Origin of the sequence: Chryseobacterium sp. MEBOG07 (assembly GCF_021869745.1) — a bacterium.
In the GTDB taxonomy this organism is placed as follows: domain Bacteria; phylum Bacteroidota; class Bacteroidia; order Flavobacteriales; family Weeksellaceae; genus Chryseobacterium; species Chryseobacterium viscerum.
In genome coordinates this window covers 2,570,280-2,592,570 of the sequence record NZ_CP084579.1, presented here as the reverse complement: position 1 = coordinate 2,592,570, position 22,291 = coordinate 2,570,280, and the positions used below count along the sequence as shown (strand labels likewise).

At 37.0% G+C, this 22,291-nt stretch carries 18 protein-coding genes; 13 read left to right on the top strand and 5 right to left on the bottom strand.

Annotated features, from left to right (window positions below):
* Positions 1 to 4: 4 nt before the first annotated feature.
* Positions 5 to 1,411, bottom strand: a complete 1,407-nt coding sequence (locus tag LF886_RS11935; RefSeq protein WP_236854283.1) for a glycogen synthase — start codon at positions 1,409 to 1,411, stop codon at positions 5 to 7.
* A gap of 3 nt (positions 1,412 to 1,414) precedes the next feature.
* A complete protein-coding gene (gene glgB, locus LF886_RS11930) occupies positions 1,415 to 3,361 on the bottom strand; it encodes a 1,4-alpha-glucan branching protein GlgB (RefSeq protein ID WP_236854282.1) in 1,947 nt (648 codons plus the stop codon).
* Positions 3,362 to 3,557: 196 nt separating this feature from the next.
* On the opposite strand from glgB, the gene LF886_RS11925 reads away from it, so the two are divergent.
* The 10 genes from LF886_RS11925 to ampC all read left to right on the top strand — a co-directional run bounded on the left by LF886_RS11925 (position 3,558) and on the right by ampC (position 14,431).
* The gene (locus tag LF886_RS11925; RefSeq protein WP_236854281.1) at positions 3,558 to 4,682 is read left to right on the top strand and encodes an alpha/beta hydrolase; all 1,125 of its coding nucleotides are present in this window, start codon (positions 3,558 to 3,560) and stop codon (positions 4,680 to 4,682) included.
* 81 nt (positions 4,683 to 4,763) lie between these two features.
* The gene (locus LF886_RS11920) at positions 4,764 to 6,179 is read left to right on the top strand and encodes a leucyl aminopeptidase family protein (RefSeq protein WP_236854280.1); all 1,416 of its coding nucleotides are present in this window, start codon (positions 4,764 to 4,766) and stop codon (positions 6,177 to 6,179) included.
* A gap of 141 nt (positions 6,180 to 6,320) precedes the next feature.
* Entirely contained in the window at positions 6,321 to 7,535 is a 1,215-nt protein-coding gene (locus tag LF886_RS11915) for an acetyl-CoA carboxylase biotin carboxylase subunit family protein (RefSeq protein ID WP_236854279.1), read from the top strand.
* A 3-nt stretch (positions 7,536 to 7,538) separates the two neighbouring features.
* Positions 7,539 to 7,817, top strand: coding sequence for a hypothetical protein (locus LF886_RS11910; protein ID WP_236854278.1), 279 nt, complete (start codon positions 7,539 to 7,541; stop codon positions 7,815 to 7,817).
* A gap of 30 nt (positions 7,818 to 7,847) precedes the next feature.
* The gene (locus LF886_RS11905) at positions 7,848 to 8,561 is read left to right on the top strand and encodes an alpha/beta hydrolase-fold protein (protein ID WP_236854277.1); all 714 of its coding nucleotides are present in this window, start codon (positions 7,848 to 7,850) and stop codon (positions 8,559 to 8,561) included.
* A gap of 57 nt (positions 8,562 to 8,618) precedes the next feature.
* On the top strand, positions 8,619 to 9,572 hold the full coding sequence (locus LF886_RS11900) for a RimK family alpha-L-glutamate ligase (RefSeq protein WP_236854276.1): 954 nt from the start codon (positions 8,619 to 8,621) through the stop codon (positions 9,570 to 9,572).
* Between the two features lie 27 nt (positions 9,573 to 9,599).
* Positions 9,600 to 10,718 (top strand): carboxylate-amine ligase, encoded by a 1,119-nt coding sequence (locus LF886_RS11895; RefSeq protein ID WP_103234824.1) that lies wholly within the window; start codon positions 9,600 to 9,602, stop codon positions 10,716 to 10,718.
* A gap of 33 nt (positions 10,719 to 10,751) precedes the next feature.
* The gene (locus LF886_RS11890; RefSeq protein ID WP_236854275.1) at positions 10,752 to 11,585 is read left to right on the top strand and encodes a type 1 glutamine amidotransferase; all 834 of its coding nucleotides are present in this window, start codon (positions 10,752 to 10,754) and stop codon (positions 11,583 to 11,585) included.
* A gap of 76 nt (positions 11,586 to 11,661) precedes the next feature.
* The gene (locus LF886_RS11885; RefSeq protein ID WP_236854274.1) at positions 11,662 to 12,846 is read left to right on the top strand and encodes a hypothetical protein; all 1,185 of its coding nucleotides are present in this window, start codon (positions 11,662 to 11,664) and stop codon (positions 12,844 to 12,846) included.
* A 415-nt stretch (positions 12,847 to 13,261) separates the two neighbouring features.
* Complete coding sequence (gene ampC / locus LF886_RS11880) at positions 13,262 to 14,431, top strand: class C beta-lactamase (RefSeq protein ID WP_236854273.1); 1,170 nt, start codon at positions 13,262 to 13,264, stop codon at positions 14,429 to 14,431.
* 49 nt (positions 14,432 to 14,480) lie between these two features.
* Here ampC and LF886_RS11875 read toward each other — a convergent pair whose 3' ends face one another.
* A complete protein-coding gene (locus LF886_RS11875; RefSeq protein ID WP_236854272.1) occupies positions 14,481 to 15,899 on the bottom strand; it encodes a tetratricopeptide repeat protein in 1,419 nt (472 codons plus the stop codon).
* Between the two features lie 192 nt (positions 15,900 to 16,091).
* Positions 16,092 to 18,722: a cyanophycin synthetase gene (cphA, locus tag LF886_RS11870; RefSeq protein WP_236854271.1), complete on the bottom strand. Its 2,631-nt coding sequence runs from the start codon at positions 18,720 to 18,722 to the stop codon at positions 16,092 to 16,094.
* Positions 18,723 to 18,923: 201 nt separating this feature from the next.
* Here cphA and LF886_RS11865 point away from each other — a divergent pair, with 201 nt between their 5' ends.
* The 3 genes from LF886_RS11865 (at position 18,924) to LF886_RS11855 (ending at position 21,176) form a co-directional block, all read left to right on the top strand.
* The gene (locus LF886_RS11865; RefSeq protein WP_103234845.1) at positions 18,924 to 19,811 is read left to right on the top strand and encodes a cyanophycinase; all 888 of its coding nucleotides are present in this window, start codon (positions 18,924 to 18,926) and stop codon (positions 19,809 to 19,811) included.
* Positions 19,812 to 19,997: 186 nt separating this feature from the next.
* Entirely contained in the window at positions 19,998 to 20,840 is an 843-nt protein-coding gene (locus LF886_RS11860; RefSeq protein ID WP_236854270.1) for an isoaspartyl peptidase/L-asparaginase, read from the top strand.
* A gap of 99 nt (positions 20,841 to 20,939) precedes the next feature.
* Entirely contained in the window at positions 20,940 to 21,176 is a 237-nt protein-coding gene (locus LF886_RS11855; protein WP_109738580.1) for a YtxH domain-containing protein, read from the top strand.
* Between the two features lie 312 nt (positions 21,177 to 21,488).
* Here the strand turns inward: LF886_RS11855 and LF886_RS11850 are convergent, their stop codons facing one another.
* Positions 21,489 to 22,280 (bottom strand): class I SAM-dependent methyltransferase, encoded by a 792-nt coding sequence (locus tag LF886_RS11850; protein ID WP_236854269.1) that lies wholly within the window; start codon positions 22,278 to 22,280, stop codon positions 21,489 to 21,491.
* Positions 22,281 to 22,291: the final 11 nt, after the last annotated feature.

Sequence of the window (22,291 nt, the reverse complement as noted above, 5' to 3'; positions counted from 1 at the left end):
CGTATCAGCTATTATATAAAGCTATGTATTTTTCCGCAGATTTCTCCCATGCAAAATCAAAATTCATGTTGGCATGGATAAGATCTTCCATCACTCCTTTTTGATTATAGATCGCCATCGCCCTGTTCATCGCATGTACAATATCATCCACACCCGGATAGGTGAAATTCAGACCGGCTCCCCCCGTGGAGATATCTTCTACCGTATCTCTAAGGCCACCCGTGTATCTTACTACCGGAACTGTTCCGTATCTCATAGAGTACATTTGATTCAGTCCGCAAGGTTCTACCCTTGAAGGCATCAGAAGGAAATCTGCCGAAGCGTATATCTTATGAGAAAGATGTTCTTTATACCCCAGATCCAGGGCAAAATTGGTGTAAGTATAGTCGTATTCTTTCAGCTTATTCTCTATATACGTATTTCCTGAGCCGAGAATCATGATATTTAAAGCCCCATAACTTTGTTTGATGCTTCGCCACACTACATCCGGTAACAGATCTGCTCCTTTTTCTGTGGCAAATCTTCCAATAAAAGCAAAAAGAGGAAGCTCAGGCTTCAGTCCATATTCCTTACACAGTTTTTCTTTATTTTTTTTCTTTCGAGCGACTGCATTTTTACTGTTAAAATTAAAGTCCAGCATCGGATCGGTCTCAGGATTCCAGACTTCTGCATCAATACCGTTAATAATACCGTATGCTTTCCCGAATTCCTGACGAACGAGGCTTTCCAGTCCGCGGAAGCTTATAAAAAGTTCTTCCAGATATCCTTCGGAGACGGTAGTAAAGGCATCAGCACATTTGATCATACTTGCCAATGGGTTCATAAATCCATTCCAGTCCATTTGTCCCCCTTTGTAAGAGTCAAAAGAAGGCATATAATTCGCCATATTCCAGCTCATCATTCCCTGATATTCACCGTTGTGAATAGTACCAATTGTTTTTACTCCTTTTAGAAATTCAAATTCCGGACAGTTTCCTACCATAAAGGGAACCAATCCGGTATGATAATCATGGCAGTGCAGTACATCCGGACGGATTTCCATGGCACACAACCAATGCAATACTCCATGTTGAAAAGCCAGAAACTGGAAACTTTCATCCTGATATCCATAAGGATTGTCTCTATCTAATAATCCGGGAATTTTCACCATATATAATTCAAATCCCAGAACATTTGTTTTTTCTTTCATGACCTGAACCTTCAACATATCAGGTCCCTGATGAATAAACCCATCAAAAACCAGATCAAATTCATGTTCATAAACAAAGGGTTTATTATACCATGGCATCACGACCTTGGCATCTATTCCTTTTATTTTATTCTGATATTTTGGAAGTGCTCCAACTACATCCGCAAGACCTCCTACTTTGGCTACAGGATAACATTCTGTGCTTAAATGATAAATAACCATCCTTTATCTCTTGTGTTTAATTCTGTGTAATTTATACTTTTTATCTTTCTTCTGTCTCAAAATAATACCTGACAATGGAGGAAGCTTTACAGTCATTGATTTCTGATGTCCTCTCCATTCTTCATATTTCTCTTCCAGTATTTCGGGTTCTACGCCACTTCCGTTGTATTTTTCATCATCGGAACTCAAAACAACTTCCCAATGGGTTCCTGCAGGAATCCCAATTTTATAATCCAGTACTTTTGGAGCCAGATTCAGAGCTACCATCATCATATCATCTCTTTTTTTACCTTTTCTGAGATACACATATACTGAGTTCTCCATATCATCTGCCTCCACCCATTCAAAACCGTGCTTGTCAAACTGATTTTCATACAATGCTGTTTCCGATGTGTACAAATGATTAAGTTCTTTGACGATTTCCTGCATTCCTTTATGAACAGGATATTTCAGCAAATGCCAGTCGAGACTTTTTCTAAAGTTCCATTCACTCGTCTGCCCGAATTCGTCGCCCATAAAAAGCAATTTTGCTCCGGGATGGGTGTACATATATACATATAAGGTACGCAGGTTGGCAAATTTCTGCCATTCGTCCCCTTTCATTTTATAAATAAGACTTGCTTTTCCGTGTACAACTTCATCATGTGACAAAGGCATCATATAATTTTCATTATACATGTACATAGAGGCAAATGTAAGCTTGTGGTGATGGAACTTTCGATTATCAAAATCTTCTTTAAAATAATCCAAAGTATCATGCATCCATCCCATCATCCATTTCATTCCAAAGCCTACTCCACCATCATGAACGGGTTTTGTAAGCATAGGAAAATCTGAACTTTCCTCAGCAATCGTCATAATAGCGTTTCCAAATTCCTTATAAACCGCTGTGTTGAATTCCTGCAAAAAGGCTTTCGCTTCCAGATTTACATTATCTCCATAGATATTAGGCTCCCATTCCCCTTCATTTCGTGAATAATCTAAATGAAGCATTGAAGTTACAGCATCTACACGCAATCCGTCAGCATGATAGCGGTCCAGCCAGAACATCGCATTTGAAATCAGAAAAGATTTCACTTCATTTCTTCCGTAATTGAAAATATGCGATTTCCAATCGGGATGAAAGCCTTTTCTCGGATCTTCATGTTCATAGAGATATGACCCGTCAAAACGGTGAAGACCATTAGCATCTCCCGGAAAATGTGATGGAACCCAGTCCAGGATAACACCTATTTCATTTTTATGAAGTTCTTCAATGAGAAACATCAGATCCTGAGGTGAACCGAAACGTGAAGTCGCTGCATAAAAGCCCGTAATCTGATATCCCCAGCTTGGGTCATACGGATATTCCATCACCGGCATAAATTCTACGTGAGTAAAACCCATTTCTTTGATATAAGGAACCAGTTTTTCTGCAATATCCCGGTAATTCAGAAAACGGTCGGGATAATCCCCTTCCCTTACCCACGAAGCCAAATGAAGTTCATATACAGATAAGGGAGCTTCCAGCGTATTCTTTTTCCAGCGGTTATCCATCCATTCCTGATCACTCCATTCATACCAGGTTGTGGAAACCAATGAAGCCGCCTGAATGTTCTGTTCCCAGCTTGCTGCATAAGGATCACTTTTCTCAAGGATCTCTCCTCTTGGTGTTTCTATAGCATATTTGTATAATGTTCCCCAGGTTAATCCTTCAATAAATCCTTCCCAGATTCCTGATTCGTCCCACCTTGGAAACAAAATATGATCTTTATGATTCCAGTTATTAAAATTTCCGATGACGGAAACTTTCTTTGCATTGGGTGCCCATACTGAAAAATACACTCCCTTTACTCCATCTTTTTCTGCAGAATGTGCTCCAAATTTACCATACAGCTTATAATGTCTCCCTTCCTTGAAAAGATACACATCATGATCGGTGAAAAGCGTGTAGGTTTTAACAGAATTCATCAAGATCGGTTTGTATTTATATTTTGTTTGAAACTACGAAAAATACTGACAACAGCGATTAATTATTCGTCAAATAATTGTCAAGTTAATTTCCGATTTCGTCTATCTATCAAATATATCATTTTTTAACTCACATTTTTTATGATTTCAAAACAATCTTTTTTATAAATTTAGCACTACATTTTATTAAACACATATGATGAGGTTTGAACTTTATACAGAAGAAAAAGACGACAGACCGGTTTTTATCACCGGGAATTTCAACAATTGGAACCCTAAGGACTACAATTTTCAGCTTAAACAAGAGGATTCTCTTCATTATTTTATCGAAATTGAGGATCAGCTCCTTCCTGAAGACATTGAATACAAATTCACAAGAGGAGGCTGGGAAAATGGGGAACTGGATCAATATGGCAATATCACCCCCAACCGGAAAGTAAAAAAATCAGTAGGTAAAGCATCTGATACTATAAAAAAATGGAGATTGAACTGGGGACCGTTCAAAGAAGAATATTTCCCCACCGCAGAGGTAATTTCCGAAAAATTCTATATCCCGCAGCTCGACCGTTATCGTAAAGTATGGGCACTGCTTCCTTATGACTATCATACTACCGATAAGCGTTATCCGGTGCTGTATCTTCAGGATGCACAGAATTTGTTTAATGAAGGAAGTGGGTTCGGGAACTGGGAAATCGACAAAAAACTATCTATCCTTGCAGAATATGGCCGTGGTGACCTTATCATCATCGCAATAGAGCATGGCAGCGAAGAAAGAATCAAAGAATATATTTTTGATAATGATCATGTTGCCAATGGTTCTGAGGGCAAAAAATACATCCGTTTTATTGCAGATACTTTAAAGCCTTTTGTGGATGAAAATTACAGAACAAAAAAAGACCGCGACAATACCGGAATCGGAGGAAGCTCATTGGGCGCATTAATCAGTATCTACAGCGGGTTCCTTTATCCTGAAGTATATTCCAAATTACTGATCTTCTCCCCTTCTCTTTGGGTAGAACCGAATAACAACTTCCCCATGATGAACTTCCGGGTCCCTTTTAAAACAAAAATCTATCTCTACGGCGGAGGTCAGGAAGGCTCTAAAATGGTCAAAAGGATTCATATTTTTGAAGAATATCTGAAAAGATGGGAGGAGAAAAAGCTTTTTGATTTTGAATTTAAAACCAATATCAATCCTGAGGGAACCCATAATGAATTTTACTGGTCGCAGGAATTCCCAAGAGCTATTGAATGGCTGTTTTATGACAATACAGAAAACCCTGTAGAAGTAAAACCACAACAACAAAGCATTAAAAACTAAGGATACACAATCGCTGAGTAAAATTCAGGTATATGAAGGTGGCGATTGCGTATGATCTTAGAAAAAAAATAATATCTATTTATGAAACTAATTAATAAAAAAAACAAAAATTACACTCAGGTTTTCCACATATTCACAGAGGAAGAATGGACTAAAACCAGTAAAAATTTCAATAAAAATATTTCCACTTTTTTCACGGGAAAGAAGTATGAAGTTTTCATCAATGCTCATGAAGAGGGAATTACCTATTTCATCGGATTAGGAAAATCGACATTACAAAACTTCGAAATCCAACAGGTTGCTGCCAAATTCTCACAGACACAGAAAGAAAAACTGCAGGCTGTTCCTACACTGGCACTGGCAGATTTCATGAATGAAAAACAATTTGAAGAGTTGGTAAAAGGTCTATTGGCTGGAACGTACAACTACCCTTTTGAAAAAACACATGCTTTCTGGAACGCAAAATTTGAATTGCATTTTGAGAATTTAAGCCAAAAGAAATTAGACCATATCAGCCAGAAAACAGAAGCCTTAATTAATGGACAGACCGCTTGCCAGGACTGGCTCAACAAACCTGCTAATCTGAAAAAACCGGATATTTTCAGTGCTTATCTAAAAAATCTGGCTAAAAAACATGAATTAAAATATACGGTCTTCAACAGAAAAAAATGTGAGGAACTTGGACTGGGTGCTTACCTTGCCGTTAACCAGGGAAGTGCCTATGATGCAGCCTTCACTATTTTAGAATATAAAACTACCGTTAAAAATGCCAAAACTTTCGGACTGGTAGGAAAATGTGTACTTTTTGACACAGGCGGTATATCATTGAAAGATTCAACCAATCTGCATTATATGAAGTCTGATATGGGAGGAGCAACAGCCGTTCTGGGAGCATTAATCTATGCTGCGGAAATGGAACTTCCTGTCAATATTGTAGCCGTTCTTCCTATCACAGATAACGCCATTTCCGAAAAAGCACTCATCCCAAGTGATGTTATCAAGGCTTATAACGGAAAGACTATTGAAATCATTGATACCGATGCTGAAGGCCGACTGATTCTTGCCGACGGATTGTCTTATCTTTCTAAAAACTATAAGACCGATCTCCTGATTGATCTGGCTACTTTAACAGGAAGCTCAGTACGAATGTTCGGGGACACTTGTGCCGCGATGTTCTCCAATAATGAAGAATTGAAAAATACGCTTATAAAAACCGGAGATCAAACCAACCAAAGGCTCTGGAACCTGCCTTTATGGGATGTATGGAAAGACGACTTTAAGTCTGATGTAGCTGACATGAAAAACATCTCTCTGAAGCCTATCGGAGACTGTATCATTGCCGCAAAATTTCTAGAACAATTCATTGAAAATCATTCCAATTGGGCCCATCTCGATATTGCGGGAGTAGCCTTCGGAAGTGTAGGCTATGCCAAGGAAAAAGCAGCTACCGGTTTTGGAGTTCAATTGCTCGCGGATTTAATCGAAAATTATCACTAAAAATTAGTTTTTTACAAAAAATCTCTGTATAATTGATTAGTGAATTTTCAAAAACGCACGATATCGCATTTTTTAATATTAATAAAATAATAAATAAACGCTTTTATTTTTGAAAATTCACTAAATATTAAAAAACATTATATGGAGAAGAAAACTATTGTGTGTATTTCGTGCTATTACAAAGGCTACGATTTTATGGACGAAATGAAGAATCTCGGCAATAAAATCATCCTGGTAACTTCAGAAAACCTCAAAGAAAAAAACTGGCCCTGGCATGCTATTGAAGAGGTATTTTATATGCCTGAACTTAAACCGTCCGTATGGAATCTGGAGCATCTGATCCAGGGGTTTTCCCACCTCATGAAAACCAGAAAAGTAGATGCTGTAGTGGCATTGGATGATTATGATGTAGAGAAAGCAGCATTAATCAGAGAAACATTCCGTATTCCGGGAATGGGACAAACTACCCACCGCTATTTCAGAGATAAACTGGCTATGCGGCAAAAAGCTAAAGATTCAGGGATCAGTGTTCCTGAATTTACAGCTGTATTCAATGATAATGAAGTCAATGAATTTACAGACCTTGTTCCGGCACCATGGGTACTGAAACCCAGATCGGAAGCTTCTGCATCAGGAATTAAGAAAATAACGACCAAAGAACAGTTGCATGAAGCATTAGATATCCTTGGGGAAGAACGCCATCTTTTTTTACTGGAAAGTTTTAAACCTGGAGATGTTTATCATGTAGACAGCCTTACTTTCAATAAAGAGATTGTATTTACTTCTGCTTCAAAATATCTGGCTCCACCCATGCAGGTTTCGCATGAAGGAGGCGTATTCCGTTCCAAGACTTTGGGAAGGTATTCTGAAGAATTTAAAGCGCTGGAAGAAATTAACGCCAAAGTCCTTTCCAATTTTGGGCTTATCAATGGTGCAACCCATACAGAATTTATCCGCGGAAAGGAAGACGGAAAATGGTACTTCCTAGAAACTTCATCCAGAGTTGGTGGTGCTCACATTCCCGATTTGGTGGAGGCCTCGAGCGGAATTAATATCTGGAGAGAATGGGCTAAAATTGAAGATGCTCTTTTAAGAGGCAATCATTACAACATCTCCCCTCCTACAGGATATTATTCCGGGCTGATTGTTGCCCTGATTAAGGATAAAGAGCCGGATTACAGTAATTTTGAATGCGAGGAGGTTGTCAAATTCCTTCCGATAGATTATCATGTTGGGATTGTTTACAAATCCAGTGATGCCTTCATTGTACAGGACAGGCTGGATTCTGCTGCAGAAATGATTCATGCAGATATGCTGAATATTCTGCCTCCCAAAAGCAACAAGCTTACTTCCTAGATCATGAAGTCCAATATTGACATCAAAAATGTTATTGAATTCATAATATATAATCTTCCAGAAGAATCTATTCTAAAACGTAACTTAGAAAACATAAGTTCCGGAAAATGGCATAACAAAGCATATTATCAGTTCGTTGACTCTCACAATGCCAATACACCGGGCTCAAAATGGATTTTTAAAGAAAATATAATCCTGGAACATCCAAAATTAGGGACTCTTGTACTGGATGTTTTAGAAAAAGATCAACCTGGAGGAATAGAATTTGTCAATTTAATATAAAACACAATAGTAAAAACTAAATAAGGAAAAATGCCTCACATAGAACATACAGAATATTATTCAAATATATTGGGAACAAGTCTCCAGGTAGAGGTGACCGGGCACTACGGTCATCCTATCATCATGTTTCCTACTTCCCAGGGACAATATACCCAGAATCATGATTTTCAGCTGAACGGAAGCATCAACTGGTTTATAGAACAAGGAAAAGTAAAACTTTACAATGTTCAGACCATCGACAAATGGAGCTTTTATGATGACAATATATCTCCTCAGCAAAGAATAAGAAACTATGAACGATATGTACAATTCCTGATCAAAGAATTTGTACCCTACATTCAGAAACTTCATAAGACCCATCGTGTAGCGGTTGCCGGAGCCAGTTTCGGAGGATATCACGCTGCGAACTTTGCTTTTAGATTTCCTGATGTGGTTTCTCATCTTTTTTGCCTTTCAGGGGCATTCAGTATAAGAAATTTCATGGATGGTTATTCTGATGAGCTGGTATATTTCAACTGCCCAAGAGAGTTTATAAGAAATGATGAAGCATGGAAATACAAACACATGCATATTGTATTAAGTACCTCCGATCAGGACATCTGTAAAGAAAAAAATGTTGAAATGGCGGAGATCCTAAGGGTAAAGGGCATAGACTTCTGGTATGATGAAAGAAAATGGATCGGCCACGACTGGCCTTTGTGGAGAATGGTTTTCCCTACCTTCATAGGAGCCTTTTTCTCTTAAAAACAATAGAAAAGACAAATAGAAAAAAATATACACTCACCTTAAAAAACAAAAATTATGGCAAAAAAAGTAGGAATTCTTTTCGGTATGGAAGACACATTTCCCTGGGCATTTATAGACAAAGTAAATGAACTGGGAGGCGGAGATATCATAGCTGAACCCGTTCATATTGATAAATTAGAACAGGGTGCAGATTATGGTTATGCAGTAATCATCGACAGAATTTCACAGGACGTTCCCTTTTACAGAGCCTATCTTAAAAATGCAGCACTTAACGGCACTTATGTAATCAACAATCCTTTCTGGTGGAGTGCTGATGAGAAATTTTTCAACAATGCCCTGATGTCCAAACTGGGAATTCCACTTCCTAAAACGGTTTTGCTTCCTTCACACGAAAGACCTGAGAATACTTCGGAAACTTCATTTAGAAACCTGAAATTTCCGCATGACTGGGAATATATTTTCAATTATGTAGGTTTCCCTGCTTATATGAAACCTCATGATGGCGGAGGCTGGAAAAGTGTTTACAGAGTTGAGAATCCGGATGACCTTTGGAACAAATTAGGAGAAACAGAGCAGTTGGTTATGATGGTACAGGAAGAAATTGTCTTTGATGATTATTACAGGGTTTACTGTCTGGGCAGGAAATATGTTCACATTATGCCTTATGAGCCTAGAAATGCTCCTCATTTAAGATATGCTACCACCCATCAGACACAGGGTGAAGAGCTCGAAAAATTATTGAAGACTATTCATGATTATACGATTACCATGAATGAAGCTTTGGGATATGATTTCAATACAGTAGAATTTGCTGTAAGAGATGGGATTCCTTATGCGATCGATTTTTGTAATCCGGCTCCGGATGCAGACAAAAATTCTGTAGGAGAAGAAAATTTTGCGTGGATCATAGAACATGCTGCAAAACTAGCTATCGAAAAAGCCAAAGAATATGTTCCGGGGAAACCCAATATTACTTGGGGAACTTTCGTGAAAGATTCCATAAAATAATATTAAAAAACAAAAAACACAATAAGAATGCATCAGTTTACTATTGGAATTGAAGAAGAATATCAGATCATTGATGTAGAAAGCAGAGATCTGGTTTCTCATGTTTCAAAAATCATTGAAGGCGGCAAAGCGGTTTTAAGTGAAAATTTAAAGCACGAAATGCACGAATCTATGATTGAAATGGAAACCGGGATCTGCCAGAATATTCAGGAGGCCCGAGCAGAATTAACAAATTTAAGACGACACCTCATCAATATCGCCCATGAACAGGGACTGCGTGTTTCTGGAGGAGGCACCCATCCATTTTCTCACTGGTCGGAAAACAATATCACTCAGGGGGAAAGGTACATCAAAATCGTAGATGATATGGGAGATGTAGCCCGTGAAAATCTTATTTTCGGACTGCATGTTCACATCGGGATTCCAAACCGTGAAGAAGGCGTGAGAATTCAAAATGTAATGCGTTATTTCCTTCCTCACGTGTATGCCCTTTCTACGAATTCACCATTCTGGATTGGAAGATACACCGGCTTTAAATCTTACAGACAGGAAATTTTCGTAAAATTCCCGAGAACCGGTATTCCAAGTTATTTTAATTCTCTTGGAGAATTCGACAGCTATGTTGACCTTCTTATAAAAACAGGAACCATAGACAATGCTAAGAAAATCTGGTGGGATTTACGGGTACACCCTTTCTACCCTACGATTGAATTCAGAATCTGTGATATGCCGTTAAGGATTGATGAAACCGTATGTCTTGCAGCAATCATGCAGTGTTTAGTTGCTAAAATCTATAAACTTCACCAGCAAAATCTTAGTTTCAGAAGCTATAGAAGGTTGTTGCTGAATGAAAATAAATGGCGTGCTTCCAAAAGTGGTATCGAAGCCCATCTGATCGATTTCGGAAAAGAAGAATCTGTTCCTTATCCTCATTTGTTAAAAGAACTTTTAGAGTTTATTGACGATGTGGTAGACGAGTTAGGATGCCGTCATGAAGTTGAGTATGCCTGGAAAATCCTGGAAAACGGAACGGGTGCAGACAGACAGCTTCAAATCTTTAAGGAGACTGGTGATCTGAAGAAAGTCGTTGATTATATGATCTCTGAAACAGAGTATGGCATAACACATGGTGAAAATGCTTCATAATATTTTTGGTAACTTTACAAAAAATATGATGTAATGAAAGATATTCGAATTGCTCTGCTGGACATGAACAATAATCATGTGAATCAAGGTTTTAGAAACATTAAAGAAATTTCTGAAGCATTTCAGCAGAACTCTGAAGAAAATGTTGTCATCAAGACATTTGATGTGAGATTTAAAGATGAAATGCCGGAAATTGGAGACTTTGATATTTTTATTTCTTCAGGCGGGCCAGGAGATCCACACCGAGAAGGTTTGGCTTGGGAAGACCGATTTGCACATTTTTTAGATGCCGTTTTTGAACACAATCAATACAGCGAAGATAAAAAATACCTTTTCCTTATCTGCCATTCTTTTCAGCTGGCAAGTATCCACTGGAAACTGGGTAATATCTGCAAAAGAAAATCTTATTCTTTTGGAGTAATGCCTGTTCATAAATCGGAAGAAGGGCGAGAAGAATTTTTATTCAAAAATCTTAAAGATCCTTTTTATGCTGTAGACTCCAGAGCCTATCAGTTTATTGAGCCGGATCATGACCGTTTGGAAGAACTTGGAATGACCGTGATGGCGATTGAAAAATTTCGTCCTCATATCAATCTGGAAAGAGCGGTAATGGCAGTTCGTTTCTCCAATGAAATATTCGGAACACAATTTCACCCCGAAGCTAATCCTGAATCTTTGATTGAAAATCTGAAAGATAAAAAAAACAGAGAAGCGATGATTGAAAATTTCGGAATGGAAAAATATCTTGAGACCATGGACAGAATAGATGATGAAGACAAGATCATTCTGACCAGAAATCAAATCCTTCCGAGATTCCTTCAGTTTGCAAAAAAAAACATCTTGAAAGAAGCTAAATCTTTAGTCTGAAAAGAAAAATAAGGTTTATAAAAATACTGAAATCGGGCAGAAATGCTCGATTTTTTAACATCACAAAGAAAAAAATATGATCCCAAAATACAGAAAACAATTTAATCAGGAGTTTTCACAAGAAAAATACAGTCAATTAAAAAATATACTGGCAGAAAAAGGAGGGATAGAACCTACTTTCAGAGTTTCAGAAAGTCCTATTTTTTTGACTAAAAAATTTGAAAGCCAACTTATTGATGCCAGTGAAAGCATTATCAGCCAGATTAAAGCGCTTCCTGCAGAAACACTTCAGAAAGCCATTCCTGACAATTGCAGAGTTCCCAATGATACCAATCAGCCTCATTTTTTCACCATAGATTTTGGAATCTGCAAAAATGAAAACGGCGAAATAGAACCTCAGCTGATAGAACTTCAGGCATTTCCTTCTCTGTATGCTTTTCAGAAAGTATATGAAGAAACGTATTGTGAAGTTTATCCTTTTATTTCAGAAATCAAAAACCCTATGCCTCGTGAAACGTTCAAAAATTATTTGAAGGAACTCATTGTAGGCGATGAAAATCCTGAAAATGTCATCTTACTTGAAATCTTCCCGGAAAAGCAAAAAACAGCCATTGATTTTGCTCTGACAGAGAAATTATTAGGAATCAAAACAGTATGTTTGACAAAAGTAAAGAAAGAAGGCAAGAAACTGTATTATGAAAATAATGGAAAGCTGACTGAAATCAAGAGAATTTACAACCGCGTTATATTTGATGAACTGGACAACATTCCTGATCTAACCACAGATTTTGATTTCCGTGAAGAAGTTGATGTAAAATGGATCACTCATCCCAACTGGTTCTTTAAAATCTCAAAGTTCCTTTTGCCATTGCTACAACACCAATTTGTTCCAAAGAGTTACTTTTTACATGAGTTTCCAAACAACGAAAATCTTGAGGATTTTGTCTTGAAACCTTTATTCTCCTTCGCAGGAAGCGGTGTTGATTTAAATCCTACAAAGGAAATTACCGATTCTATTCAGGATAAGGAAAATTATATCTTACAGAGAAAAGTACATTATGCACCTATTTTTGAAGATATCAATGGAGAATTTTCAAAAGCAGAGATCCGTTTGTTATATATTTGGCGGGAAAATGATGAACGTCCTATCCTATTGGAAAATTTGGGAAGAATGACTAAAGCTGCAATGGTAAATGTAGATTTCAATAAAAAAGATGCCATCTGGATCGGAAGCTCAAATGCTTTTTTTGCTGAAGGATAACATTCGTTTATTATAATTATTTGAAATAAAATAGATTGTTTCAAAGTTAAATTATTTGGTTTTGTCATTCTGAGCACAGACTGAAAGTTTGAGAACGTAGTGAAGAATCTCATATTATCTAATGAGATTCTTTCTTCGTCAGAATGACAATTTTGAGACAGCTCTTCTTCACATATCCATTCATTACCTATTTTTTGAAGGATAAAATTCTTTCAGGTAATCTTTTCTACACATTCCTTCCTATTTCAAAAGCTCTTCAATAAAATTACAAAAACTTAATTTTCAACACGTTAAGTAATTGTAGTGCAATTGTAGTACAGCGACATCACCAAATTCCTTTTACTTTCGCTTAAAATTTTCGAAAATTTCTCATTGTAAATAGTAGTAAAAAATTCAATAATAAAATCTTAAAATTATGCGAAGTTTAAAAAAAATATCTGCTGCGGTATTATGTTTATCTTTTTTGTCAAGCTGTAACAATCCCAAGAAAGAGAATGGGTCAGATCTTAATAATTATGTAGATGCTTTGGTAAAACCTGTGATGGAGAAAAATAAAATTCCGGGGTTAAGTATCGCCATAACGATAGATGGAAAACACACTTTTTTCAATTACGGATTAGCTTCAAAAGCAGACCAGATAGAAGTTACCAATAAAACGTTATTTGAACTGGGTTCTGTAAGCAAAACTTTCACAGCTACCTTAGCCAGTTTATCACAAATTAACGGAACACTTAACTTATCTGATCCAGTGAGCAAATACATGCCAGAACTGAAAAATACAGCATTTGACCAAATAAAGCTTTATAATCTGGGAACACATACTGCAGGCGGATTTACGCTGCAACTACCTGAAGAGATTACTAATAATGAACAACTCATCCATTATTATAAAACATGGAAGCCTGATTATCCTGCAAGCACTCAAAGAATGTACACCAATCCAAGCATCGGCCTGTTAGGGGTTATTGCAGGAAAAACGATGAATCAACCTTTCACAAAAGCAATGACTGAAAATGTTTTTGCTAAAATGGGATTAAATAATACATTTTACACAGTACCAGCTGAAAATATGAGCCAATATGCATTCGGTTATAGTAAAAATGATGAACCGATCCGTGTAAACCCAGGAGTTTTGGCAGATGAAGCTTATGGAGTGAAATCCTGTACACAGGATATGATTACGTTTGTGGATGCCAACATGGGAATTGGAAACATTGACCATAAATTATCTGCCGCAATAATGAATACTCATACCGGCTACTTTAACACCTCAGAAATGACGCAGGATCTTATCTGGGAGCAATATAATTATCCGGTAACACTGGAACAGCTTCAAAAAGGAAATTCAGCGGATATGGCCTTTAAGCCCAATCCTGTAAAGGAAATCCTTCCTCATCAGAAACCGACAACAGATGTATTGATTAATAAAACCGGGGCTACCAATGGTTTTGGAGCTTATGTAATGTATGTTCCTTCGAAAAAAATTGGTGTTGTAATTCTTGCCAACAAAAACTATCCTAATTCTGAAAGGATTGATATTGCTTATAAACTCTTATCTTATTTAGAAAAGTCTGAAAAATTATAATCAATCACAATAAAATGTCTCAGAAATACCTGAGGCATTTTTATTTTAATTATAATTCTGAAACCCAGGTTCCGAAGTCCATGTCAGCGGGTAATTCGAGTTTCTTCTTAAGCCTGTATTTCTTGGTTTCCACAGCTCTTACAGTTACATTTCCGCATTGTCCGATTTCTTTATTGGTCAGATTAAGCCTTACATAAGCGATAAATTTTATATCATGATTGGTAAGATCGGGATATTGTGAAATCAGTTTTTCATAAAAATCCGGATACACTTCTTTAAACTTACTTATAAAAAAAGGATTGTTGGAAGTAGCCATTTTAGACAATTCATTAATTGAAGTATCTACTTTCTTTTTCAGTTGATCCGTTTCAATTATTTTCTCACCGATGAGTTTCTTCTGTTCTTCAAGCAGCTGATCTCTTCTTTTATTCCGTTTCCGAATCATAAATATTGCGGCAATAGATACAATAGCAATACCAGCAATAGCAACAATAATGATGTAGAGATTATTTCTCTCTTTCTCCTGTTCAATGGCAAGATTATTAACGACCGAAGCAACGGCTTTTCTTTCTCCGGATTGGATGCTGTCATTGAGTTCGGTATATTTTGCCAGATATTCATTTGCTTTTGGAATATCATGTAAAGCCAGATAAGTTTGATAGATCTTTTTATAGGTATCTATAATATCTGCACCACGATTTATTTTCAGATAGATGGGCAAAGATTCCTGATAGTACTCGAGTGCCTTTGGATAATCTTTTTTCAGCGTGTACAGATTTCCGCGTCTTGTTGCAATAGCTCCGTAAGCGTGGAGTGAGCTGTTATTTTCTACGGCTAGTACAGAAGCCTTATTCAGGTAATATTCTACAGAATCAAGATGTTGTTTTCTGGATAAAAACTGTTCTGCAATTCTTACATAAATCTTAGGTTCGTTAGGAAAATCTTTTAATCCTTTTTTCCGCATTGCGTTAATGGAATCCGGAAGCTTTAAATCCTCAAAATTGGACCATTTCCAGATGTAAACAAAAAATAAAGAATTTCTGTTCTCTTTTGTATCAGAGGCATGCTTAAGATATTCTATAGATTTATTCAGCTGAATATTGGCCTGGTTATAAAGGCCTAAAAAAGAATAATTCCTTGCAATTTCATTACACAATCTGGCATTCAGTCCATTATCATTAACTAATTTAAGCTGTTTTTTCGCTTCATTCAGATAATGTAGACTTTTCTGGTGCTCATCAAATGTAGAAAGGGCATTAGCAATATTAATATTAGCTAAAGCCTCACCCTCGGGGTTATCATGTTCTTTATAATACTGAAGTGCAGCTATATTGTATCGAAAAACCTTCTCATACTCTCCTTTATTCTTATAGATACTTGTGATACTATCCAGCTTTGCCGGAGTATAGCTTTGAGAATAAGACTGTATAGAAACATAAAGAAAGAAAATAAATAGTGCCTTTTTCATAAAAACCGATCGTATGGCAAGTTAATAATTTTTTATTTTTTTCAATTTAAAAAAGTTAAAAGTGTTTACAACTTATACTCAATGATTAGAAAAACTGCCTTCAAATCATCTACAGTGCTATAGGAGCAAAAAAAATTGCAATACGTTTTATTGATTCCGCATTGCAATTTTAATAAGTTTATAAAGATTTATTTACACGTTTTTATCGTCTTCTAATAATTCTCTTGCCTGATATTCCTGTACCAGATCAATTGCATTGGAAATAACATCACTCAGAGCCGTAATAAACGTTCCTTCTTCTGCCATTCCCATAGCGTGTTTTAATGCTTCTATTTCCTTTGGGATAATCTCGTAGCTTACATCTTTTCCTGCAGACTGCATTCCTTCGATAATCAATCCATTGATTTCCTCTTCGGTTCTTCCACGAAGATGTTTTTCGTTTCGGATGATGATATGATCAAACATTCTTCCTGCAATCTTTCCGCATTCTCTGATATCACTGTCTCTTCTGTCCCCAACACCGGAAATAATACCGATTTTCTTCGTAGACTCTACATTTTTCAGATAATCTTCAATAGCTTCGTATCCTGAAGGATTATGAGCAAAGTCTATGAGAACTTTAAAGTTTTTGAATTTAAAAACATTCAGTCTTCCCGGCGTAAGCTGAGCACTTGGGATAAAGGTTCTCAAAGAATTGGAAATATCTTCAATCCCGAATCCATAAAGGTAGCTCGCTAAACTTGCCGCCAATACGTTTTCAATCATGAATCTTGCCTTCCCTTCCATCGTAATCGGGAAATCTTTGGCTTTTCCTATTCTGATCTTCCAGTCTCCTTTTTTAATGGTGACAAAACCTTCTTCATATACGCACGTGATTTTTCCTTCTTTCGCAAATTTTACGATATGAGGATTATTTTCATCCATACTGAAGATCGCAACATTAGAATCAAGATCATTGATGATCCTCATAGAATATTCGCTGTCTGCATTCAGTACACTCCAACCGCTTTTCTTTACGCTGTCCAGCACTACCCTTTTTACTTTGGTAAGATCTTTTAAATTATGAATATCATTCATTCCCAAATGATCCTCCTCAATGTTGGTAAGAACTCCGATATCACATTGTGAAAAACCAAGTCCGGAACGTAAAATTCCTCCTCTGGCAGTTTCCAGAACTGCAAATTCTACCGTAGGGTCTTTTAAAATAAATTCTGCAGAAATAGGTCCTGTAGTATCTCCTTTTGTCAGCATCGTATTCTGAATATAGATCCCATCCGAAGTCGTGAATCCTACTCTATACCCGTTGCTTTTTACAATATGTGAAATAAGCCTTGTCGTGGTTGTTTTACCATTGGTTCCTGTCACCGCAATGATTGGAATGGTAAAAGGTTTTCCTTGCGGATAAAGCATATCTACTACCGGAGCAGCTACATTTCTTGGTAATCCTTCGCTTGGCGCCAGGTGCATTCTGAATCCTGGTGCTGCGTTAACTTCTATGATCGCTCCGCCACTCTCTTTCAAGGGTTGTGTAAGGTTCTCTGCCATCACATCAATACCACAGACATCCAGACCGATAATTTTGGAGATCCTTTCAGCCATTGTGATATTTTCCGGGTGCACCATATCCGTTACATCAATGGATGTTCCCCCCGTTGAAAGATTGGCTGTTGATTTCAGGTAAACTACTTCTCCTCTTTGAGGAATCGTTTCCAGCGTGTAGTGAAGCTTCTCAAGCAGCTCCAGTGTATCTTTATCTACCTCAATTTCGGTAAGGACATTTTCATGACCATATCCTCTTCTTGGGTCTTTATTTTCTTTTTCGATAAGCTGTTGAAGATTAAGCTCACCATCTCCTACAACATGGGCGGGAACTCTTCTTGCCGCTGCCACCATTTTATTATTGATGACCAGAATACGAAAATCATAGCCTGTAATATATTTCTCAACAATTACTTTTTTGGAATATTTCTGAGCATGCTCCAGACCTATTTTAGCAGATTCCCAGTCGTTGACATTAATGGACGAACCTTTTCCGTGATTTCCATCCAAAGGTTTTAAAACAATAGGATATTCTATTTTCCTGATCACAGCATTCAAACCTTCTTCATCAACTATCAAATCTCCAATCGGAACTGGAATTGCTGCATCATGAAGCATTCTCTTTGTCAATTCTTTATTACATGCGATATCCACCGCAATAGAACTTGTTTTTCCAGTAATAGTCGCTTGAAATCTCTGTTGATTTACCCCATACCCTAACTGTACCAGGGAATTCGTCCCTAACCTGATCCATGGGATTTTTCTGGAAGCGGCTTCTTCCACAATACTTCCTGTAGAAGGTCCCAGACGGACACGTTCTCTGATCTCTTTTAATCGGTGAATGCATGCATGCATATCATACTCTGTCCCTTCTACAATAGCTCCCGCAATTTTCACTGCTTCTTCCGCAGCATAAATACCGGCATTTTCTTCAATATAATTGAATACCACGTTATACACTCCCGGAGTTTTTGTTTCACGAGTTCTTCCAAACCCCACATCCATTCCTGCAAGAGTTTGTATTTCCAAAGCAATATGCTCAATGACATGCCCCATCCAGGTTCCTGTTTCCACTCTATGGAAAAAGCCTCCTTCTACTCCTTCCGAGCATCGGTGGGTAATCAATGAAGGAATTAATTTTTCAATCCTCTCGCGGAAACCTTCTATTTTATTGGTAGGATAATCCTCCATTTCTTCCAAGTCCAACCTCATCTGTATCAGCTTCTTTCTTCTGATGCTCCAGATGTTAGGACCTCGTAGTGCCTGAATCTTTTCGATTTTCATAGTCTATTGGCATTTTAACAGTTAACAATAACTCCTTTCATAGCCAAAGATAATGTAAAACCCTAAATGAAACCATAGGTAAATTAAAGATTTATTAAAAAAATATTAATTTCTATTAACATTTATAAATCATTAAAAATCAATTAAAGATGGCATAAAATTCGCGAAAGAATGTTAATTATTTTTTAATTTTGTACCATGATGAAACCTGTTGGAAAATTAATAGTTATTGGAGGAGCTGTAAACAAAGGAAGTTTTGCTGAAACCGATTATGATCAGAATATAGAAAAGAATCTTAACTTTTTTGAACGTGGGATCTTACGAAAGATCATCAACGAATCAAAAAATAAAGAAGATTCTGTCATTGAAATCGTTACTACCGCTTCTCAAATCCCCCAGATCGTAGGCTCTGAATATAAAAAAGCATTTGAATTTCTCGGTGCTAAAAATGTAAATGTCCTTGACATCCACAACCGTGAAGAGGCTAATTCTGATGCGATGGTGGCAAGAGCCAATGCTGCAGATGTAATGATGTTCACCGGAGGAGATCAGCTGAGACTGACTTCTATTCTGGGAGGGACGAGATTTCATGATACCATTTTATTAAAATATCAGGAACAGGATTTTATTTATTCAGGAACTTCTGCAGGTGCTGCGGCAGCTTCTGAAAATATGATCTATCAGGGAAGCAGCTCTGAAGCTCTTTTAAAAGGAGAAATCAAAACAACCCAGGGATTAGGTCTTATAGATAACGTAATTATCGATACACATTTTGTACAGCGAGGCAGAATCGGGCGTCTTTTTCAGGCAGTAGTTAACAATCCTAGAACATTGGGAATCGGGCTTGGAGAAGATACAGGACTTTTCATTCATAATGATGTAATGACTGCTGTAGGTTCAGGTCTTGTTATATTGGTAGACGGAAGGTTTATTAAGGATACCAATCTTACGAATATCAACCTTGGAGAACCCATCTCTATTGATAATTTAACGGTACATGTGATGTCTATGAATGATCATTATGATCTTACAACAAAAACATTAACTATCGAGAACTCTCAGTTTAATCCGATACCACAAGATAAATAGTACGGGGTTGCGGAGTTTTGAGATGAGGGTTTTCAAAAGACAATAAACTCGAAATCACGGAACACGAAACTTGCGTTACGACAGGATATTAATAAAATTCTTATCTTTTCTTCGTATTAATAACCGGGATTCGTATTATTGATTATTATAAATACGGAACTCCGGAACACGAAACCTATATCTACTATGAAAATCATTATCCACGGCGGTTTTTTCTCTGAAAGCGACCAAAGCCATGAAGTAAAAACTGCAAAGCAGGAATCTTTAAAAGAAATAGCACAAAAAGCTTTTGATTATCTTGAAACCCATTCCGCTTTCGATACGGTGGCGTATGCTGTTTCACTGTTGGAAGACAATCCATTGTACAATGCAGGAATAGGCTCTCAGATTCAAAGTGACGGTGTTATCCGTATGAGTGCTGCGATTATGAATGGAGACACTCAGAAGCTAAGCGGGGTGATTAATATTCAGGATGTAAAGAATCCTATTTTTGTTGCTAAAGATCTGATCAGTGAAGATGATAGAGTTTTAGGAGGACAAGGCGCGAAGAACTATGCTAATGAACATGGTTTTGAAAATTTCTCCACGGAAATCCCTCAAAGAAGAAAAGAATATGAAGCTAAGCTTAAAAACGGCGGAAAAGGCACTGTTGGCTGCGTAGCAATAGATCATGACGGAAAACTTGCCGTTGCTACTTCTACGGGAGGGAAAGGTTTTGAAATTCCCGGAAGGATTTCAGATTCCGCCACAGTGGCAGGAAATTATGCCAATGCATTCTGTGCTGTGAGCTGTACTGGCGTAGGAGAAGATATTGTCAGTAACGCTACAGCCACAAAAATCGTAACAAGAGTTACGGACGGAATGAATCTTGAACAGGCTTTCAGCAAGACATTTGAAGAGCTTAAAACCATTGATGGATTTGCAGGCGCTATCGCTATTGATAAGGATGGAAATATATACCATCAGGATTCTTATCCTACTATGGTCTTTGCTAGTTTTGATGGCAAAAATTTCAAAGTCTTCTCTTAAATTTAACATTTTTTTATAATTGTATTTATTTTTTTGGCACGTATTTTACATTAATAGTAATAACAAATTTTAATATTAATACATAAAAAAATAGAAATCATGGGAAACAAAACAAAAGGATTATTAGCTCTACTAGGTTTAGGTGCATTAGCTTATTGGAAATATAAGAACTCAAGCCCTGAAGATCAACAAGCTGTTAAGGATAAACTGAATACAGCAAAAGATAATCTTAACAAATGGGGAAATGATCTTAAAAGCAAAGCCAATGATGTTGCTTCCCAAGTTCAGGATAAAGTGGACGAAGTAAAAACAAAGGCTGAAGATTCTATCAGCTAACCAACAAAGAGCAGTTTTTTTTAACATTCATATATAGAAAAAGTCATCGTAATAGCACTACGATGACTTTTTAGTTTAATTAAACCACTACAGTTAGGAACCCATTAAAGACTTATCAAAACTTAATGGTTAAAAATATCTTATTTTAAATTTTTGGTGACTATATACAATTTTATACATTTGTCATTCTGACGAAGGAAGAATCTCATATATAGCTTAGATTCTTCATTTCACTTCGTTGCATTCAGAATGACAGAGTCATAATAATTAAAATATCAGGACTAGTCTAAAATCGTAATAATTACCAAATTTTTATTTTTTCTGTGCTGCCAATGCATACACAAGAGGTATTTTATTTCCAAACTGTGGAATTCTCCATTTTCCCTTTTCAACTTCTTCTACATGTCTGAAACATGGATAGGGTGACCAGTCGAACTCCTGGACAGTCTTCAGTTGCAAATCTTTTTTAATCAGGTTGTCAAGAACTTCTGATAAAGAGTGATTCCACATTACATATTCCTGTACAATAGCTGCAGACTGATCTGCGTAAGTTCCTTCATAAGTTTCTACAATCGGTTTTTCATTAAAATAGTTGTAGGTAACTTTTATAAAGTCATCATCAAACATCCAAACTACAGGATGAAATTCTGCTATGATAAACTGTCCTCCGGGTTTTAGGAAGTGATTGATAACGCCTGCCCATTTTTCAAGGTCTGGAAGCCAGCCTATTGTACCATAGCTCGTATACACGATATCAAATTTCTGATCCAGAACATTCGGCAGTTCATATACATCCGAACAGATAAATTCTGTATCAGCTCCGCACTTTTGTGCAAGGTCTTTAGCTGTATCAACCGCTTTGTCAGAAAGATCAATCCCGGTAACTTTTGCACCCATTCTTGACAGTGAAATAGAATCCTGCCCGAAATGACACTGCAAATGCAGAATAGTCTTTCCTTTTATATCTCCCAGAAGTTCAAGTTCTATTGAATTCAGTGAGGTTCTTCCTTTTAAAAATTCTTCTACAAAGTAGAAATCCGATTTCAAATGCGGTTCTACTTTAGCATTCCACGATTTTTTGTTTATTTCTAAGTAATTTTCCATGGTTTTAGTTT

Bases quoted from the DNA above. Each gene is read 5' to 3' on its own strand.
- LF886_RS11935 (WP_236854283.1), bottom strand. From the start codon at position 1,411: ATGGTTATTTATCATTTAAGCACAGAATGTTATCCTGTAGCCAAAGTA.
- glgB (WP_236854282.1), bottom strand. From the start codon at position 3,361: ATGAATTCTGTTAAAACCTACACGCTTTTCACCGATCATGATGTGTAT.
- LF886_RS11925 (WP_236854281.1), top strand. From the start codon at position 3,558: ATGATGAGGTTTGAACTTTATACAGAAGAAAAAGACGACAGACCGGTT.
- LF886_RS11920 (WP_236854280.1), top strand. From the start codon at position 4,764: ATGAAACTAATTAATAAAAAAAACAAAAATTACACTCAGGTTTTCCAC.
- LF886_RS11915 (WP_236854279.1), top strand. From the start codon at position 6,321: ATGGAGAAGAAAACTATTGTGTGTATTTCGTGCTATTACAAAGGCTAC.
- LF886_RS11910 (WP_236854278.1), top strand. From the start codon at position 7,539: ATGAAGTCCAATATTGACATCAAAAATGTTATTGAATTCATAATATAT.
- LF886_RS11905 (WP_236854277.1), top strand. From the start codon at position 7,848: ATGCCTCACATAGAACATACAGAATATTATTCAAATATATTGGGAACA.
- LF886_RS11900 (WP_236854276.1), top strand. From the start codon at position 8,619: ATGGCAAAAAAAGTAGGAATTCTTTTCGGTATGGAAGACACATTTCCC.
- LF886_RS11895 (WP_103234824.1), top strand. From the start codon at position 9,600: ATGCATCAGTTTACTATTGGAATTGAAGAAGAATATCAGATCATTGAT.
- LF886_RS11890 (WP_236854275.1), top strand. From the start codon at position 10,752: ATGAAAGATATTCGAATTGCTCTGCTGGACATGAACAATAATCATGTG.
- LF886_RS11885 (WP_236854274.1), top strand. From the start codon at position 11,662: ATGATCCCAAAATACAGAAAACAATTTAATCAGGAGTTTTCACAAGAA.
- ampC (WP_236854273.1), top strand. From the start codon at position 13,262: ATGCGAAGTTTAAAAAAAATATCTGCTGCGGTATTATGTTTATCTTTT.
- LF886_RS11875 (WP_236854272.1), bottom strand. From the start codon at position 15,899: ATGAAAAAGGCACTATTTATTTTCTTTCTTTATGTTTCTATACAGTCT.
- cphA (WP_236854271.1), bottom strand. From the start codon at position 18,722: ATGAAAATCGAAAAGATTCAGGCACTACGAGGTCCTAACATCTGGAGC.
- LF886_RS11865 (WP_103234845.1), top strand. From the start codon at position 18,924: ATGAAACCTGTTGGAAAATTAATAGTTATTGGAGGAGCTGTAAACAAA.
- LF886_RS11860 (WP_236854270.1), top strand. From the start codon at position 19,998: ATGAAAATCATTATCCACGGCGGTTTTTTCTCTGAAAGCGACCAAAGC.
- LF886_RS11855 (WP_109738580.1), top strand. From the start codon at position 20,940: ATGGGAAACAAAACAAAAGGATTATTAGCTCTACTAGGTTTAGGTGCA.
- LF886_RS11850 (WP_236854269.1), bottom strand. From the start codon at position 22,280: ATGGAAAATTACTTAGAAATAAACAAAAAATCGTGGAATGCTAAAGTA.